Genomic DNA, 16,891 nt, shown 5'->3' with positions numbered 1-16,891 from the left:
GGATCCTCCTACTTCTTATTCATCGCTTTAGACCAAGCATCACCAATCATTTGTACAACTTGTACCAAAATAATCAAGATGATGATGGTAGCAATCATAATGTCTGCTTGGAAACGTTGATAACCATATCGGATAGCAATGTCACCGAGACCACCGCCGCCAATAGCACCAGCCATTGCAGAGTAACCGATAAGGTTAACGATAAGAACCGTTACATTGTCAATAATCGTAGGCAATGCTTCTGGTAATAATACTTTCCAAATGATTTGGAGTGGGCTTGCACCCATGGATTGAGCCGCCTCAATAACACCAAAGTTGATATCTTTAATAGATGTTTCTACAAGGCGTGCTAAGAATGGAATAGCAGCAATTGTCAAAGGCACACAAGCTGCCGTAGTACCGATAGATGTACCTACTACCATACGCGTGAACGGAATGATAGCAACCATCAAAATAATGAAAGGTACAGAACGCGTCGCATTTACGATAGCGCCTAACACTTTATTTAGTGCTACATTTTCTAAGATGTGACCTTTAGATGTTACCACTAACACGACACCAAGAGGGATACCAAGCAACATGGCCATTACCGTAGAGATGATGGTCATTTGCAATGTATCAAGGGTACCAGTTATGAGAAGATTAATGATTTGCTCTGACATAACCGATCACCTCGCTTTCAATTGGTAATGTTTTGATGTAGTCTAAGCCTGCTTGTGCATTTTCAGGATCGCCATTTAAGATGACGATAAGGCGACCAACACTTATATTTTGGATGTAATCAATACCACCGAAAAGGATGCTTACGTCCAAATTAAAGCGTCGTACAAGTCCTGCTACTACAGGCTCATCTGCTGCTTGACCTGTAAATTTAAGGCGTACTAACGGAGCCGTACCTGCAATCCATTGGTCATGCAATTCAAAGTGTTCCAAAGCTTCTGGAGGCAAGTTATCACTCACTACAGAGCTAATGAACTCTTTTGTTGTATTTTCGCGAGGATGTGTGAACACTTCAACAGTGCTACCTTCTTCAAGGATAACGCCGCCTTCAATAACTGCTACACGGTCACAGATTTCACGGATAACATGCATCTCATGTGTAATGAGGACGATAGTGAGGCCCATTTTTTCGTTGATGTCTTTCAACAATTTCAAAATGGAATCCGTTGTTTGTGGATCGAGAGCAGATGTAGCTTCGTCACAAAGTAGAACCTTTGGATTAGAAGCTAAGGCACGAGCGATACCAACACGTTGTTTTTGACCACCCGACAATTGAGACGGATAGTTATTCATACGGTCTGTAAGGCCTACGATATCAAGAATCGGCGTAATACGTTCCTTGATTTCTGCCTTACTCATACCTTGTAATTCCAATGGGAACGCCACATTATCATATACTGTGCGTGAGGACAAAAGGTTAAAATGTTGGAAAATCATACCGATATCTTTACGTGCTTTACGTAAATCGGATTTACTAAGTTTTGTTAAGTCTGTACCATCTACAATAACAGAGCCAGATGTAGGAGCTTCAAGCATGTTGATGCATCGAATTAATGTAGATTTACCGGCACCAGATTGACCGATAATCCCAAAGATTTCACCTTCTTTTACATTGAGGCTAATATCTTTCAATGCTTCCACACGAGTAGCGCCTTCATAGACTTTACTAATGTGTTCTAATTGTATCAAAATAATTTCCTTTCTTAAGGTAAAAGTTTTTACCATTCAATGAAATCGGCTTACCGATTAAGGCAAACCTTCTTCCATCAATTTTTCTAAAGCTTCGCGTAGACGAAGTGTCACATGACCAGGTTTACCACCAGATACAGGATTTCTGTCTAGCTTGATAATTGGGATGACACCACCAATTGTATCGGTAAAGAATAATTCGTCCGCATCATCAACAAAGGCGCGGTCAAACTCTTTTTCGATGAGAGTAATACCTAAAGATGGTGCAACGCGTGTCACAATCATTTGACGTGTGATGCCCTTCAAGATGTGATTATCTGCGGGATGTGTATACAAGATACCATCTTTTACAGCAAACACATTAGAAGTAGCGCCTTCTGTACAAATGCCATCGCGGAATAACATGGCAGTATAAGCAAATTTCTTTTCTGCTTTTGTTTGAGCCAAGATATTTGGAATCAAGTTTGTCGTCTTAATATCTACTTTATCCCAACGCTCATCAGGTAAGGCAATAGCTTTTACGCCTTCACCCAATTTATTCACGTCATCTAAATCCAAAGTGCGGATAGACATAAGCATTTGCGGTTCTAATTTAGAACGATCGTATGCATGACGACGTGGTGCCACACCACGGGAGATTTGTAAATAAATATACCCCTCTTTGATTTCACTTTGCTCGATTAAGATTTCGTGCAACTCTGTCAAATCATCAGGAGTCATTTTTACAGGAATATCCATTTCACGCATAGAGCGGTATAAACGATCTTGGTGGTAAGACAATGCGAAGCAACGGCCTTTTACGACGCGCACAACTTCGTATACAGAGTCACCAAACAAATAGCCACGGTCATCAATGCTGATAACTTTAGCACCTGGTTCAACGAATTCACCATTAAAATATGTTAATTCTTGCATAGGAGCACCTCTTTTTCTATTTCGTTACTCTATCAAGTAGTAATCATGGACTTATTATAACACAATTACTTTCAAATTTTCACACTTTACTTTGTGAAAGATATTATTTAGATATACAAAAATCCGCTAGGATACCATAGTTAAAAACTATATCCTAGCGGATGTATTAGTTTCCTAATATAAATTTACGCAACGGTTTAGGCACATAATTTAGAGCTACTGTAGTCAAGTACGACAAGCCTAACGCCATAATATACATGGCAAGGACATTGACCACTGTATATAGGAGATTATATTTAGCCATCACACCAGAGATGATCAACAACCAAAACGGATGGACTAAGTAAATGCCATAGGACTTATCCCCTATCTCAGACCATATAGATTCCATTGTTACATTCATAGGCAATGTTTGGAATAAGAATAAGCTAAACATCGTTCCCAAACCAGTGTAGAGAACACCCATTGGACTCATTTGATGTACCGTATAAATGGCTTCCAAGACTGTGTAATGCCATACGTCCATTACATAATAATAGGACCCAAGCATTAATAGCACAGAGCCTACCGCACTAGCACCTAAAAGATAACGATAACGCCACATGTATTCACAGACTGTTTCATATCTTTCAGCACATACGGCACCTAAGAGGAATATCCACACATAATGAATTACCCAATAGTTGAGTCGCATATCAAAGAGATATTTCAGTACAGGATGATTGCTGAGGTTTTCCATAACCCAACGACCAAGCATGTACGATGATACATAATCGATACCAACTTGGATGATAAATAATAGAACCATCCAAAATACAGGGCGTTTTAAAATGACTTTCACCATAGCACGCCACAGCGGCATCATTACGTAGAACCACAGTAAGATGACCATAAAGTACAGATGATACATAGACGTACCAAAGAGTAAGTTCACCGCCAATGGCCCAGGATGTAGATTGCCTAGATTATGGGCCGTCAGCCCCGTGTAGAGCAAGTAAAAGATGGACCACGCAATATATGGAAATAGCACCACCTGAATGCGGCGGTGCATAAATTCCTTATATGAGAATGGTCCCTCTACAGAGGTATGATAGAACAAACCAAATGCAGAGAGGAAGAAAAACGCAGGTACCCCAAAGCGGGATAGAATTTCTAAGACGCTAATGAGTTCCAAATTTACAAAAGGGTTTTGCAATGCGTAGGATCCTACATGAATGCCGATAACACCGAGCATACAGAGGCCACGCATATAAGTAATTTCCGGTAAAAATGCTTTTTTCATAGCCATTCCCTATTCATTATTGACCAGGTACAACTGCAGGTGTCGGTACAATGCGTGGACCTAGAGATGTAGTAGCTGGTTGTTTAACTACTGGAGCAGCAGATGCTGTTGTTTTAGGAGCTTCAGCTTTTGCTGGTTGTGCAGGTGCAGCTTGGCCATTAGCTTCTGCCGCCGCTTTTGCAGCTGCTTCTGCTTTAGCTTTAGCTTCTGCTTCAGCTTTAATACGCGCTTCTTCTTCGCGTTTCAAGCGCAATTCTTTTTCAAGAGGTACCACTGGTTTGTCATAAACAGTGATATCTGTTTCAAACAGACGGCCCCATGGGAATGTAGCTTTTACTGTACGAGGATCTGCTTTCAAGTATTTTTCAGCGAAATCTTGAATACGTTCACCTAAGTAGCTTTCAAGGCGTTCGTTCAACTCGCCAGAGTAACGTACATTATCTGTACGGATGGAGTCTTGCATACGGTAAATATCTTTACGGATATTAGCTTGGTACGCCCAGTTATCCAAATATTGTTGAGTCAACATTTTGCGGTGACCTTCTGGGCTCATAGTTTTGAGCAATACCCCTTGCGCAATGGCGTAGCCTACCGTATTACTTGCGGTATTCCAACCATTGTACGCACCGATTTTGTATAACATATCGCGTTTATACATAGCAGATACTAATGTATTGTCCGCACCATTGTTGAAAGCAATATCTGCAACGCTTACGTTTACACCAGAATCAACAGCTTGTTGAATGCGATCTACGAAAGCATTTGTAGAATTAGAAATCATCGGGAAGTTCTCAAAGCTTTCAGATTCACCAGTGCTTGTAGTAAGTGGTGTATTTACTGCTAACAACACAGTTGGTTTACCTTGTGTCACCATAGTGCCACCTACGGCCTCAACGTGTTGAGCAATTGTTTTATCAATCGTTTGGTCTTCATAACCTGGCAATGTTTTACCGCCACCACCGAGTGGGTAAATTACAGAAAATGTAGGTTTTTCTGTACTTTCATCTGTACGAGAACGAGCCATCAACAAGAGCCCAAGTTGGTCGGCACCAGGGAAGCTACCATATTTCTCAACAGGAATATCCTTGGAGTATTTACTTAAGTAACGACCTTCTAATGCAGATTGGGACAATTGAGATGTATCATCATGGCCCAATGCAAAGTAATCGAATACACCGCTACGAGTTTCATCGATCAACTCTTTGTTGATTTTCATATTCTTTTGACGACGATCAAACCAGTCTTGTAAGTACTCAACAGGAACAGAGGCTTGAAGGCTCATCAATTTTTGAGTTTCCTCTTGTGTTAAGGAGCCAGAGTCTAATTTATCTTGCAATGCTGCAATTTGGAAGATAGTAGGACCGTATTCCGCATAGTAAGCTGGTTCAGTGCCGCCGCCACTAGCACGTGGAGAACGCATTACTGTGCCAAAACCATAAATACGCACGTTTTTATGACGTGCTTTTAAGCCTTCAATACGTTTTAAACGACTTTCTAAAGTGCTAAGTGGAATGTTATGTTTACGAGAGTCTACAAGACCACCATAAATAAGAGTATCTGTGCTCAATACCATAACATCTGCACGGCCTGCATTTTGTTCAACCCAAGCCATAATTTGGTCAGCTTGACCTTGGTATGTTTTACCAGAAATCAAGTTTTGAGGTGGTGTCAACACAGTCATCCCCGCTTCACGCGCTGTATCAACTGTATATTGCAAGCTTACAGGGCGATCATCTTGAGGGACATATAATACGGTTTCCGCATCAATATTGATGGATGTACCGGTAGCAATAGCTGTTGCCATTAATGCTACTTTCAACCATTTATTCGTCATGAATCAAATCTCCTTCTGTGTACGCGAGTACTCCCGACTCGCAAAATTAACTGTTATATAATACTCTCTTTTTCTGACACTTTTATGAAATGCTCAATAGAATAATTATATCACTTGCACAATAATTCGCAAACATTGAGGAATTATCGCACCTTTGGCAAGCTCCAGTTATATTTAATCGCTAGTAATCGAATCACTAGTACGACGGTAAAAGCTCCGTATACGGCCTCTCCAGCCCAACTAGAAATAACCATTAAATAATAAACGATACCGCCAATGATACTTGGAAGTGCGTACACATCTTCTTTCAGAACGGACGGAATCCGTTGTGCCAACATATCGCGGATAATACCGCCCCCAACGGCAGTAATTGTCCCTAGTAATACAATGAAAATCGGCAACTCAGGATAGAGTTTAAATCCAGCAGATGCGCCTGTTACTGTAAAGGACGCCAAACCTAATGCATCGGCTAACAAATATCCTGCTCGACTGCGAGGCCCCATCGCATGTTTACGATAGCGGCTATTATACATAATAAACACGATGATAGTGACAGAAATAACCACTGTCACATATACAACATTGCGCAATGAGTTAGGCGGAAAATATCCGAGCAAAATATCCCGCACAATACCACCGCCAATGGCCGTAGCCAACGCCAATACAGCCATACCAAAAATATCCATTTTTCGTGCTACCCCAACGAGCGCGCCAGAGATAGCAAAGGCAATGGTGCCAATCATATCAAACATATACCATATAATATCCATAATACCCTCACACAATCTATTCGCATTACTGCGTACACTATGATAGACTTTATGTAAGATATTATACATTAAGAGGTATGAGAATGACAAAAGACATTACACCTATAGAGATAGAAAACATGGATGAGCGCACTCGAGATGAGTATTTCATGGCCATTGCTATGGAGGAGGCACGCAAGGCTTATAGCCATGGAGAGATTCCCATTGGCGCCATTCTAGTAAAAGATAATACAGTCGTGTCACGCCACCATAATCGTCGTGAATTAGATCATGATGCAACAGCTCATGCAGAAGTCCTCGTAATCCGCGAAGCATGCGATGTTCTCAAACGCTGGCGGTTGACTGGTTGTACCCTGTATGTTACGATAGAGCCGTGTCCGATGTGCGCTGGAGCCATTATTAACAGTCGTATAGACCGTGTTGTATATGGTGCAAGTGATTACAAAGGAGGCGCCGTAGAATCGCTATTCAATGTGCTCTCTCATCCAGGTTTAAATCACGAACCTGAACTGGCATCAGGTGTGCTAGGTGATGAATGTAGCCAAATTATGAAAGACTTCTTTAAGGAGCGCCGTAAAGCACGGAGGAGTACCCAAGAGGCTGAAGGGTCCGCACTCGAAATGCGGTAGGTCGGGCAACCGGCGCGGGGGTTCAAATCCCTCCTCCTCTGCCAACTAGAATGTTTAAAGCGCTAACTGTAGTTAGCGCTTTTTTGTATCTATATTTATCAATACTTTAGTAACTTTATGAGTTATAATATACACAAGATATAATTACTGCTATTAAATAGACTCAAGGGGACACTATTATGAAAAAATATTACCCTTATCTCATAACAGTGAGTCACATGATCAATGACTCCTGTCAAAGTGTGTTGCCTGCCCTCTTACCGTTGTTCATTTATACGTATGGGCTCAGCTTAGAACAAGCAGGTTTCCTCATTTTAGCTAACACAGCATTATCTTCATTATTACAGCCTTTATTAGGTTATATTTCAGACAAGATCAATCAGCCCCGGCTTATCGCCTTTGGTGTTCTATTATCGGCTTGTAGTACAGGCGTGATGGGTTTCGTCAGTTCCTATGAAAGCCTTCTTATTTGCGCCACCTTAGCTGGTGTAGGGTCTTCTATCTTCCATCCAGAAGGCGCGAAGATTATGAATCGCCTCGGTGGTGGCAAAAAAGGTAAGGCCATGGGCACCTTTGCTATCGGTGGCAGCTCTGGTTTTGCCATAGGCCCACTATTTGCAGGGACTATCGCCTATACTATAGGGCCGCACGGATTGGCTGCTTTTACCGTAGTCGGTTTGCTTATCGCAACAGTTCTATTTGTACTCATGCCACGCATTGTAGCCCATGCACGTACCATTGACCAAGCAGTGGCTACAGAAAATCCAACGGTAGCGGCAAAACCGCTTAAGAACTACTGGAAGTACTTCGGCATCTTGTTCATTATTATCTTGAGCCAATCGGTAAACTTCCGCGTTATCAATGCGTTTATTCCGATTTTCTGGACTCGCGAGCTCGGTACAAGCCCCGAACAAGGCAGCTTTGCATTAACCGTATTCTTTAGTATCGGTATTTTCATGACCTATATTGGCGGTCTATTGGGCGATAAATATGGTCCTATCAAAATTATCAGACTATCCCTATTAGTTTGGTTACCTGCTATGTTCCTATTAACAGAGGTGCCAACCTTCTCGCCACTCATCATGATGCCTGTAGCCTACTTGCTACTACTCATGATTGGTGCTGCTAAAGCAATTAGCTACAGCCCTGTTATCGTACTAGGCCAAACATATCTAGCTAAAAGCATCGGCTTTGCATCGGGTATTACCCTCGGCGTGAGCCAAACCATCGGCGGTGTCATCGCCCCTGTAGTAGGTAACCTAGCAGATACCTACTCCCTCCCAGTGGCTATGATGACACTTGTGCCATTCCTTGTAATGGGCCTTGGGGCATCATTGATACTTAAAGATCCTAAAAAATTACAATAGAGAAGAACTAGGAAAGGGGCTGTAAAACAGCCCCTTTTAGTTTTATATCTATACGAACTACAATAGGTTAAACTTTATCTGTATTTTTATTTTTAATACTTTGATTTGGCATAACTAATACAACCATATTAATAGCATTCACAATAATAGTTTTTATATCACCTGGAAGTAATACAGAGCCTAAAAGAAGAAAGTTAAGCCCTACTTCTTTACTCACCTTTACTAGGCGTAATATAAAGAAGAAGCTGAGCTAGTATCATAAGCGACGTCAAGTCAGGGATATACTTAGATAGTATAAGTCCTAATATAAATACAACAGGATAAAATAAAGGAGAGCACCATTTTAAATCAACGATTCTTCGCATTCCACACAGAATGAATTGAGATACGCATATAGCACCTATTACACATACTATGATAGCGTAGAAAAGCTCACTACTGTCATATGCGCTAATCTTCAAACGATAAGTTAAAAAGGCACTGAACAATATGCCTATAAATGTAATAATATAGGTCTTAAAAAAGTCACCACGGCCCATAGGGATTCTATAGTTCCAACCACTGATATGATAGAATCTACCAATCAACATAAATATAACAGATATAACAATAATAAAGTCCCACATATGATTAATTAAAAACACTAAGTCACCTACTTTATTTTTTTAAGGGTTGTTTACTTCTAATGTATGCAACGGTCATGAAACTTACAAACATTATGGAAAGATTTATAATTCTATAATCATTTCTATATTGAATATCGTGTATCAGGAAAATTTCAACTAAAGATGTAACAATTAATATTAGTGGTGCTATATAAAATAGGAATTTACTATTTATTTTGATCGGCCCTAACACCGTATTTATAGCCATAATAATAAAAATAATTGTAAATATTCCTAGTCCCATTAACTTTACACCTATAATCAACTCAATAAAATACATCTTGTAAGCAACATATTTTATGTATAACAACGAATATTCATCATTATAACATCTTAGTGCTACAAGTTAATATACAAAAAGCCCCCTAACGGGGGCTTATATAGTTAGCTAAATTAATGTTTTAGCATTTCATTCAAGATAACTACGTCCGTTTCTTTCATACCTTGAGCCACAGTGCCGATACTGCGGATGGTTTCGTCAACGGAGTATGCTACAAGGCCATCGCCTTTTTGATAGTTCTTGTTAAGGCGTGCTTGTTTATATCCCATAAAGGCGCCATCAAGAGAAATCGCAATTTTACCTGCGCAGGATGGTTTTGCGCCATCACATACGATACCAGATAAGCTTGCAAGACCATTTACAAGGGTATTCTCGATGATATCCTTGCTATCACCTTTCAAGAAGGCAATGCCTGCCACACTTACAACACCAGCAGATACAACGCCGCAGTATGCGGATAATTTACCAATGCCAGATTTAACGTAAAGTGTTAACAAGTTAGCAAAGACGAGCGCTCGATAAAGTTCATCATCACTTTTACCAAGTTCCTCGGCAGTCGTAATGATTGGTACAGATACGGTTAAACCTTGGTTACCAGAGCCAGAGCAGATAACTACAGGCAAGGGACACCCGCTCATACGTGCATCGGATCCAGCCGCTGCACGAGCTTTACATTTTGTTTCAAGAGATGGATTTTCATCGTCTAGCAATAATAATTGGCCAATGTTAGCACCGTAATCGTTAGATAAACCTTCCTTGGAAATTGCAGTATTATACTCTACTTGTTGTTTAATTTGAGGAAGGATATCTGTAATATCAGCTGTTTTAGAAAATTCATAAATGCTATCAAAGGTCATAGCATATTCAGTGTTCGCTGCTTTTTTAATTTCGTTAACCGTTTCAGAAATAATCTCGCCATCTACAGCAACATACGTTACATTCGTATGGTCATTTTCAATACGAACTACAGCCGTATGTTCATCTGTTTCAGCGGTAATCTCAATATATAGATTATCTACACCTTCAGCGAGTGAAACGGTACAGAAGTTGGCATCAAGCAACGTGCCAAGCCATTTACGATCTTCGTCTGTAGCAGATTCCAATACCTCTAACTCCCGCTCTGGGTGACCTACAATGGCTCCCAAAGTGGTGGCGGCCGTAAGACCTTTACGACCACCAGAGTTAGGAATTACTACAGATTTGACGTTCTTAATAATATTCGCGCTGCATCGAGCATGAATATGGTTAGGAAACTCATCTAAAACAGAGACTGCCTTCGCAGCCGCATAAGCCAATGCAATTGGCTCTGTGCAACCGAAGGCAGGACGCATCTCTGACTGTAGCAAAGAAATATAATTCATCTTATACTTCCGCAATAATTTCCACTTCTACTAAAGCACCCAATGGAAGGTCTTTTACTGCTACGCAAGAACGAGCTGGTTTAGAAGTGAAATATTTAGCATACACTTCGTTAAATGCTTTGAAGTCAGCAATATCAGCCAAGAAACAAGTTGTTTTAATAACTTCGGAGAAGTCAGAACCTGCTTCAGCCAATACAGCATCAATGTTTTTGCATACTTGTTCAGTTTGCTCTACGATACCACCTGCAACAATGGAACCAGTTGCAGGATCGAGTGGAATTTGACCAGAAGCAAATAATAAACCGTTTACTACTTTAGCTTGAGAATAAGGACCTACTGCTGCTGGTGCTTTGTCTGTGAAAAGTGTTTTCATGATAATTCTCCTTTAATAAATATAATTAAAAATAAATATAACTATTTTCTAGGGCGAGACTCACCTTTGGGGCTCGCTATATATGACGCACTCTGTAAAAGTACGTATATAATAAATTATTTAACAGATTTGAATGCGTTGTCAAATATCGGTTTGAAATAATCACGTTGTACGTCAGTTGTTAACCCAACATAAAACACCGGTTTACCTGGCTTCAACACAAATGCAGCATTTGCATAGAGTGGAGTTTGTACAGTTCCATCAGAATATAACATGCGAGAACTTGCTGCATACGTTTGATATTTTGTACCCGCTACAGGATGAACTTGTTGCGCATCTTCTACTGTAATAGTTTTAAGTACCTTAGGCATAATAGTTCCCTTTTCTGGGTTGCGACTTGGTACATGGATTGGCCCATTTAAAGGAACTACAGTTGTTGTCGTTGGAATTTGCTTATTAATAGTCCCTAATATAAGTTGTTCAGTTACAGGATCGACTTGACCTTTATCAAGAGCCGCCATAGCAGCTATAAACATAGGATCATTAGCCTCTTTACCAGCAAATTGTTGTGCTACCTCTTTTACATCTACGGCCACTAAAAACGCATCTTTTTGACCAGTTTTATCTGCACCTTGTAATTGGTAGATATCAAAATTAGTTCCTAAGTTCTTTATAAATTCTTTAATTTGCGCATTTACAGGATTTGCACTAGACGGATCTGCTTTTTCTTGATTTGTAATAAAAGATGTTACAAAGCTAGGAGTATTTGCTTTAGACGCAGAAATAACATTTACATTATTAGGCACTACCATAGCGCCCCCTATAGTTTGTACATCCTTAGCTAAACCTACACCAGATACAGTTCCTAAAAGGCAGGCAGCACAAGCTAATACTTTCAAAGATTTCATATTATTTACCTCCCTTAAGAGATTGTGTTTGATACATATGCTTCAACTCATTAGTCCAATAATCATAGCTAGAATCATCAGAGTATAAGAATTGTAAGGATAATCCCTTATCAGCAGGAATTGCGTAACCAATCAAAGCAAAGCTATTTCTAAAGCCATCAAAGCCTACTGCACCGCGTACATCACCTGTTACAGCCGTACCATAACGAGTTTGAACAGGTTGATAAGCCACATGAGTTGCATCTACGCTCAATTGTTTCGCCATAAAGCCAGTAAATGTAGAAATTGCTTCCTTATCTTTAGCGGATGCTTTCTTATCAACAGCTAATAATTTATCGACTGTACCATTTATATGAGCAGGAATACTATCATTAATAGCTTTAACCGCTTTAGCTAATTTCGCACCTTCTACAGTATCGCCAGGCAAACTTGCTAGTCGTTGTTGTGCTGTATCTTTAGAATACGCATCAACATGTTTAGAAACGGAGTTCTTTAATTTAGCCTTATCAGCGTCAGATCCTTTTTCTAATACGGTCTTATCAATTTTAATCGCTTGATCAATAGCGTTTTTAGGATAATCAACAACTAACAGATAGCCTGTATGGTGACCTTGCTCATTTGTACCTTGTAATTGATAATAAGAAAAACCATCTAAAACATCACCCTTAACAGGCTCAAAAGGCACAGAATAATGCATTTTCAATACAGTATTAATGGAACTAAGGGATTCTTTATTTGCAGCGAAAAGCATTTGGTTTTGCTCATTATTACGTAGCCTAGCATCTGTAGGAACATGCATAACTTCTACAGCTTTCACTGTAGGGGACGTACTGCCATACATACCATAACCTAAATCTACCGTATCTGCACATGCCACTGCACCCATGCCAACTGTTAAACATGTAGCACAAGCCAATGTGATAACTTTTTTATTGAGAGCTCTCATAAGACACCTCACGTTTTAACAATACAATATTCGTATAGAGTAAAAATAATAATCTATACTGCATATATTTATTATTATACTATATCGACATTTATAATTATATAGTATAATTTACAACCTTTCCTTTCTGCTATACAATACATAAATAGACATGTAAACATGATACATGCATGAGAAATAGAAAGGAGTGCACACTAGGTGTGCTTTTATTATGATACAAGAATTAATTCCTCTCACAAGGCCGCGCACATTAGCAGCCGCGTTGGGGCCTACTATTCTAGGTGCCGCTTTTAGTTATTATGCATTTGGTGCAGCTCGTGGCACCGGTCTTGCCATATTCCATACTATTCTTATTTTCTTAGCTGTTGTAACGGCTCAAATCGTAGCCAATTTATGGAACGAATATAAAGATTTCAAATCCGGTCTTGATGCAGGACAAAAGGTCGGTAATGCTGGTTCTATTACGCGTGGTGCCATTACACCAGAACTCATCGTTACCATGATCAAAGTACTCATGGTAATACCAATCATCATCGGTGCTTACTTATCCGCTACCATCACGTGGTATTACGTACCTGCCGGCTTCATATGTATTCTGATCAGTTTCCTCTACTCCGGTGGTCCGAAACCAATTTCTCGTACACCCTTTGGGGAAATTTCTTCTGGCATCGCCATGGGCCTTGCTATCGTACTTATTACGGGATATGCTTGGACTCGTGAATTATCTTTAGCACTGTTAATCCCTGCTATTCCATCCACATTACTAGTTGGCTCCATTATGCTCACGAATAACATTCGTGATATTCGCAATGATGAAAGCCACGGTCGTCGTACATTACCAATCGTACTTGGCCGTGAACGAGCTCTCAGTTTAATGAGCATTATGTACATCTTTAATTTTATTTGGATTGTGGCGTGGATCATCGTAGGCCATATGACATGGTTTTCATTATTAGCATTCCTCGCTATACCACTAGCTTTCAAAACAGTACATACCTTAAGTACTAAAACAGATGAATTCCAACTAGACAAAGCTATGGGCACCACAGCAGGGGCCGCTATGATTTACCAACTCATGTGGTCCATTGGACTCATCATTGGCAAATAAACTATTTGCTCGACCATAAGCGAATTGAATTTATAACTAGATACAAGGATAGAGATTTCCAGAGTATTACAATGTAAATGTAATATTTTGGAAATCTTTTTGTCCATAACTTTTAGTTATGGAGAACCCATACTAAATCCTTCTTGATAGATAGGGAATAATTTAGTACTATAGATTTAATATTTTATATGTAATGATTGTAAAAGGAGTGTGTCTAATGAGAAAATTTTTAGCATTAGCGGCTACTGTAATCCTCGGCGGTGCTTTATTGATCGCAGGTTGCGGTAACGACAACAACAAACAAGCTGCTAGCGACAGCAAACAAGTTATTAAAATCGGTGCTACTGCAGTACCTCACGCAGAAATCTTGGAACAAGTTAAACCTATCTTAGCAAAAGACGGTATTGAATTAAAAATCACTGAATTCACTGATTACAATACGCCAAACCTTGCTTTGGGCGACAAAGAAATCGATGCTAACTTCTTCCAACATATACCTTACATGGATGAATTCGCAAAAGCTCACAAACTTAACTTAGTATCTGCTGGTGGCGTTCACCTTGAGCCAATGGGCTTATATTCCCGTCAAATCAAAGATTTGAAAGATCTTCCTAAAGGCGCTAAAATTGCTATCCCTAATGACCCTACAAACGGCGGTCGTGCATTGTTATTATTACAAAAACAAGGTCTTATCACTTTGAAAGACTCCAGCAACATCTTGTCCACAGTTCAAGATATCGCTAATAACCCTAACGAATACCAATTCGTTGAATTAGAAGCAGCTCAAGTACCTCGTTCTCTTGACGATGTAGCTTTAGCAGCAATCAATACTAACTTCGCTTTGAATGCAGGTCTTAATCCTGGTAAAGACGCGTTGGCAATCGAATCTAAAGATTCCCCTTACGTAAATATCGTAACTGTACTTAAAGGCAATGAAAGCGATCCTAAGATTAAAAAATTGATGGAAGCACTTCACAGCCCTGAAATCAAAAAATTCATTGAAGAAAAATACAAAGGTGCAGTTGTTCCTGCTTTCTAAGGTATACAACAAAAGAGACCACATAAGTGGTCTCTTTTTTATTGTCTTAACTTGTTGTCTTAACTTATTATCTTAACTTGTTGTCCTAAATTATTGTCGTAAGTTGTAACTACATGCTATGCGCACCAAATCTAAAAGGCAATAGTTCATCTAGTTCAACCACTGTATACTCTCCTTTTAGGTTCGCCATAATAATGTAAGGTATTTCAAATTCAGATATAACCTGACGACAAGCGCCACAAGGTGAACAAGGCCCTTCTGTATCAGCTACTACCGCAAGGGCTTTAAACTTTGTATAACCTTCCGATACTGCCTTAAAAATAGCAGTGCGCTCAGCACAGTTAGTAAGGCCATAGGATGCATTTTCTACATTACAGCCTTCATAGATAGTACCATCTTCACAGAGAAGGGCTGCACCTACACCAAAACGGGAATAAGGACTATAGGACTTTTCTCGGGCAACAGTAGCACGATCAATAAGCTTTAGAATATGTTGTTCTATCATAATCGGCTCCTTATTCCACGATATCTAGTATCGTATCGACTACTGTTGGCGCTGTTGTGCCAAATGTAATAGCCTCTAAATATGTTTTACCTGCATTAGCAAGTAAACTTTCATCAGAAGCATACAAGGTGGCAATACTTTCGCCGGCTATTACAGAATCGCCTGTTTTCTTATGCATCACGATGCCTGCACTGTAATCGATAGGGCCATCTTTTACGGTACGTCCTGCACCAAGCATCACAGATGCAATACCACATTGCTCAGTATTCATATGTGTAATATACCCATCTTGAGTGGCGACTACATCATAGGTGAATTTACCGATGGCTAACAAGCTTTCATCGTCAATAACGCGGCTATCCCCACCTTGGGCCTCAATCATGAGGCGTAAACGATCAAGAGCCTTACCTGAGTCAAGTGCCTCTTGTACACGACTAAGAGCCGTTTCATAATCACATAGATGGCTCAATACGAGCATATGTGCAGCCATGATAAGACATTCATGGGTTAAGTCCTGCGGGCCATGACCTTTCAAGGTATCGATAACCTCACGAATCTCCAATGCATTGCCAATAGCATGACCGAGCGGTCGATCCATATCGGTCAATACCGCCTTAACGGAGCGGCCATTTTCATTGCCAATATCTACCATGGCCTTCGCAAGAACCCGTGCATCATCTAAGGTTTTCATAAAGGCACCGCTACCCACCTTTACATCGAGGAGAATAGCCTGTGCTCCAGATGCTAATTTCTTACTCATTACGGAGGATGCAATGAGAGGAATACTATCTACTGTGCCCGTTACATCCCGCAAAGCGTAAAGCTGTTTGTCAGCTGGCGCCAATCCTTCCGACTGGCCGATAACAGCAAGGCCTATTTTATTAACTTGATTGATGAAATCATCTTGTGCTAAAGAGACTTTCAGATTGGGTATGGATTCCATCTTGTCGATAGTACCACCTGTATGACCTAGTCCACGGCCAGACATTTTAGCCACCTTACCTCCACAAGCGGCTACAAGAGGTCCAATGATGAGCGTCGTCTTATCCCCTACGCCACCCGTACTATGTTTATCTACAGTAATGCCATCAATACTAGACAAATCTACCATATGTCCAGATTGAGCCATAGCTAAGGTTAAGGTTCCTAGCTCTCGATCACTCATCCCATTAAATACGATGGTCATCAACAGGGCACTCACTTGATAATCAGGGATATCC

Annotated in this window: 17 protein-coding genes and 1 tRNA gene; 5 read left to right on the top strand and 13 right to left on the bottom strand. The window is 40.2% G+C overall.

Annotation, left to right across the window (positions count from 1 at the left end; all coding sequences use genetic code 11):
* Positions 1-8 precede the first annotated feature (8 nt).
* From RYM16_RS05030 to RYM16_RS05005, 6 genes are all read right to left on the bottom strand, one after another.
* A complete protein-coding gene (locus RYM16_RS05030) occupies positions 9-662 on the bottom strand; it encodes a methionine ABC transporter permease (protein ID WP_273298949.1) in 654 nt (217 codons plus the stop codon).
* A complete protein-coding gene (locus RYM16_RS05025) occupies positions 643-1,689 on the bottom strand; it encodes a methionine ABC transporter ATP-binding protein (protein WP_296002698.1) in 1,047 nt (348 codons plus the stop codon). Before RYM16_RS05025 ends, RYM16_RS05030 begins: the two co-directional genes overlap by 20 nt.
* A 57-nt stretch (positions 1,690-1,746) precedes the next feature.
* On the bottom strand, positions 1,747-2,604 hold the full coding sequence (locus tag RYM16_RS05020) for an aminotransferase class IV (RefSeq protein WP_314982703.1): 858 nt from the start codon (positions 2,602-2,604) through the stop codon (positions 1,747-1,749).
* A gap of 166 nt (positions 2,605-2,770) precedes the next feature.
* On the bottom strand, positions 2,771-3,892 hold the full coding sequence (locus RYM16_RS05015; protein WP_314982702.1) for an acyltransferase: 1,122 nt from the start codon (positions 3,890-3,892) through the stop codon (positions 2,771-2,773).
* 10 nt (positions 3,893-3,902) lie between these two features.
* Positions 3,903-5,720 carry a DUF4127 family protein gene (locus RYM16_RS05010; protein ID WP_314982700.1) on the bottom strand — a complete coding sequence of 606 codons (1,818 nt, stop codon included), beginning with the start codon at positions 5,718-5,720 and terminating at the stop codon, positions 3,903-3,905.
* Positions 5,721-5,863: 143 nt separating this feature from the next.
* Positions 5,864-6,490, bottom strand: a complete 627-nt coding sequence (locus RYM16_RS05005) for a trimeric intracellular cation channel family protein (protein WP_105098425.1) — start codon at positions 6,488-6,490, stop codon at positions 5,864-5,866.
* An 83-nt stretch (positions 6,491-6,573) separates the two neighbouring features.
* Between RYM16_RS05005 and tadA the strand changes: the two genes are divergently transcribed.
* The 3 genes from tadA to RYM16_RS04990 all read left to right on the top strand — a co-directional run bounded on the left by tadA (position 6,574) and on the right by RYM16_RS04990 (position 8,486).
* Entirely contained in the window at positions 6,574-7,119 is a 546-nt protein-coding gene (tadA, locus tag RYM16_RS05000; protein ID WP_314982731.1) for a tRNA adenosine(34) deaminase TadA, read from the top strand.
* Positions 7,073-7,163 (top strand) — tRNA-Ser (locus tag RYM16_RS04995). Before tadA ends, RYM16_RS04995 begins: the two co-directional genes overlap by 47 nt.
* 135 nt (positions 7,164-7,298) lie before the next feature.
* A complete protein-coding gene (locus tag RYM16_RS04990; protein ID WP_314982698.1) occupies positions 7,299-8,486 on the top strand; it encodes an MFS transporter in 1,188 nt (395 codons plus the stop codon).
* Between the two features lie 67 nt (positions 8,487-8,553).
* Here the strand turns inward: RYM16_RS04990 and RYM16_RS04985 are convergent, their stop codons facing one another.
* The 5 genes from RYM16_RS04985 to RYM16_RS04965 all read right to left on the bottom strand — a co-directional run bounded on the left by RYM16_RS04985 (position 8,554) and on the right by RYM16_RS04965 (position 13,019).
* Complete coding sequence (locus RYM16_RS04985; RefSeq protein WP_314982697.1) at positions 8,554-8,703, bottom strand: hypothetical protein; 150 nt, start codon at positions 8,701-8,703, stop codon at positions 8,554-8,556.
* 841 nt (positions 8,704-9,544) lie between these two features.
* Positions 9,545-10,792 carry an L-serine ammonia-lyase, iron-sulfur-dependent, subunit alpha gene (locus RYM16_RS04980; RefSeq protein ID WP_314982695.1) on the bottom strand — a complete coding sequence of 416 codons (1,248 nt, stop codon included), beginning with the start codon at positions 10,790-10,792 and terminating at the stop codon, positions 9,545-9,547.
* Position 10,793: 1 nt separating this feature from the next.
* Complete coding sequence (locus RYM16_RS04975; RefSeq protein ID WP_296003231.1) at positions 10,794-11,165, bottom strand: RidA family protein; 372 nt, start codon at positions 11,163-11,165, stop codon at positions 10,794-10,796.
* A 116-nt stretch (positions 11,166-11,281) separates the two neighbouring features.
* Positions 11,282-12,073, bottom strand: a complete 792-nt coding sequence (locus RYM16_RS04970; RefSeq protein ID WP_314982694.1) for a hypothetical protein — start codon at positions 12,071-12,073, stop codon at positions 11,282-11,284.
* A 1-nt stretch (position 12,074) separates the two neighbouring features.
* Positions 12,075-13,019 carry a hypothetical protein gene (locus tag RYM16_RS04965; RefSeq protein WP_314982692.1) on the bottom strand — a complete coding sequence of 315 codons (945 nt, stop codon included), beginning with the start codon at positions 13,017-13,019 and terminating at the stop codon, positions 12,075-12,077.
* 211 nt (positions 13,020-13,230) lie between these two features.
* On the opposite strand from RYM16_RS04965, the gene menA reads away from it, so the two are divergent.
* Together menA and RYM16_RS04955 are read left to right on the top strand one after the other, a co-directional pair.
* Entirely contained in the window at positions 13,231-14,127 is an 897-nt protein-coding gene (menA, locus tag RYM16_RS04960) for a 1,4-dihydroxy-2-naphthoate octaprenyltransferase (protein ID WP_314982691.1), read from the top strand.
* 217 nt (positions 14,128-14,344) lie between these two features.
* Positions 14,345-15,166 (top strand): MetQ/NlpA family ABC transporter substrate-binding protein, encoded by an 822-nt coding sequence (locus tag RYM16_RS04955; RefSeq protein ID WP_314982689.1) that lies wholly within the window; start codon positions 14,345-14,347, stop codon positions 15,164-15,166.
* A 109-nt stretch (positions 15,167-15,275) separates the two neighbouring features.
* Here the strand turns inward: RYM16_RS04955 and RYM16_RS04950 are convergent, their stop codons facing one another.
* Positions 15,276-15,671 (bottom strand): cytidine deaminase, encoded by a 396-nt coding sequence (locus tag RYM16_RS04950; protein ID WP_314982687.1) that lies wholly within the window; start codon positions 15,669-15,671, stop codon positions 15,276-15,278.
* Positions 15,672-15,681: 10 nt separating this feature from the next.
* Positions 15,682-16,891: thymidine phosphorylase (locus RYM16_RS04945; RefSeq protein ID WP_314982685.1), on the bottom strand; the 1,210-nt coding region annotated here is incomplete at its 5' end.

Source organism: uncultured Veillonella sp. (assembly GCF_963524655.1).
GTDB lineage: Bacteria > Bacillota > Negativicutes > Veillonellales > Veillonellaceae > Veillonella.
The sequence above is the reverse complement of the archived record's forward strand: the minus strand, read 5'-3'. Positions and strand labels throughout refer to the sequence as shown.

Coding starts and splice junctions, on each gene's coding strand:
- RYM16_RS04950 (WP_314982687.1), bottom strand. CDS start 15,671: ATGATAGAACAACATATTCTAAAGCTTATTGATCGTGCTACTGTTGCC.
- RYM16_RS04975 (WP_296003231.1), bottom strand. CDS start 11,165: ATGAAAACACTTTTCACAGACAAAGCACCAGCAGCAGTAGGTCCTTAT.
- RYM16_RS04965 (WP_314982692.1), bottom strand. CDS start 13,019: ATGAGAGCTCTCAATAAAAAAGTTATCACATTGGCTTGTGCTACATGT.
- RYM16_RS04970 (WP_314982694.1), bottom strand. CDS start 12,073: ATGAAATCTTTGAAAGTATTAGCTTGTGCTGCCTGCCTTTTAGGAACT.
- RYM16_RS05005 (WP_105098425.1), bottom strand. CDS start 6,490: ATGGATATTATATGGTATATGTTTGATATGATTGGCACCATTGCCTTT.
- menA (WP_314982691.1), top strand. CDS start 13,231: ATGATACAAGAATTAATTCCTCTCACAAGGCCGCGCACATTAGCAGCC.
- RYM16_RS05015 (WP_314982702.1), bottom strand. CDS start 3,892: ATGGCTATGAAAAAAGCATTTTTACCGGAAATTACTTATATGCGTGGC.
- RYM16_RS04955 (WP_314982689.1), top strand. CDS start 14,345: ATGAGAAAATTTTTAGCATTAGCGGCTACTGTAATCCTCGGCGGTGCT.
- RYM16_RS05020 (WP_314982703.1), bottom strand. CDS start 2,604: ATGCAAGAATTAACATATTTTAATGGTGAATTCGTTGAACCAGGTGCT.
- RYM16_RS04990 (WP_314982698.1), top strand. CDS start 7,299: ATGAAAAAATATTACCCTTATCTCATAACAGTGAGTCACATGATCAAT.
- RYM16_RS04980 (WP_314982695.1), bottom strand. CDS start 10,792: ATGAATTATATTTCTTTGCTACAGTCAGAGATGCGTCCTGCCTTCGGT.
- RYM16_RS05030 (WP_273298949.1), bottom strand. CDS start 662: ATGTCAGAGCAAATCATTAATCTTCTCATAACTGGTACCCTTGATACA.
- RYM16_RS05010 (WP_314982700.1), bottom strand. CDS start 5,720: ATGACGAATAAATGGTTGAAAGTAGCATTAATGGCAACAGCTATTGCT.
- tadA (WP_314982731.1), top strand. CDS start 6,574: ATGACAAAAGACATTACACCTATAGAGATAGAAAACATGGATGAGCGC.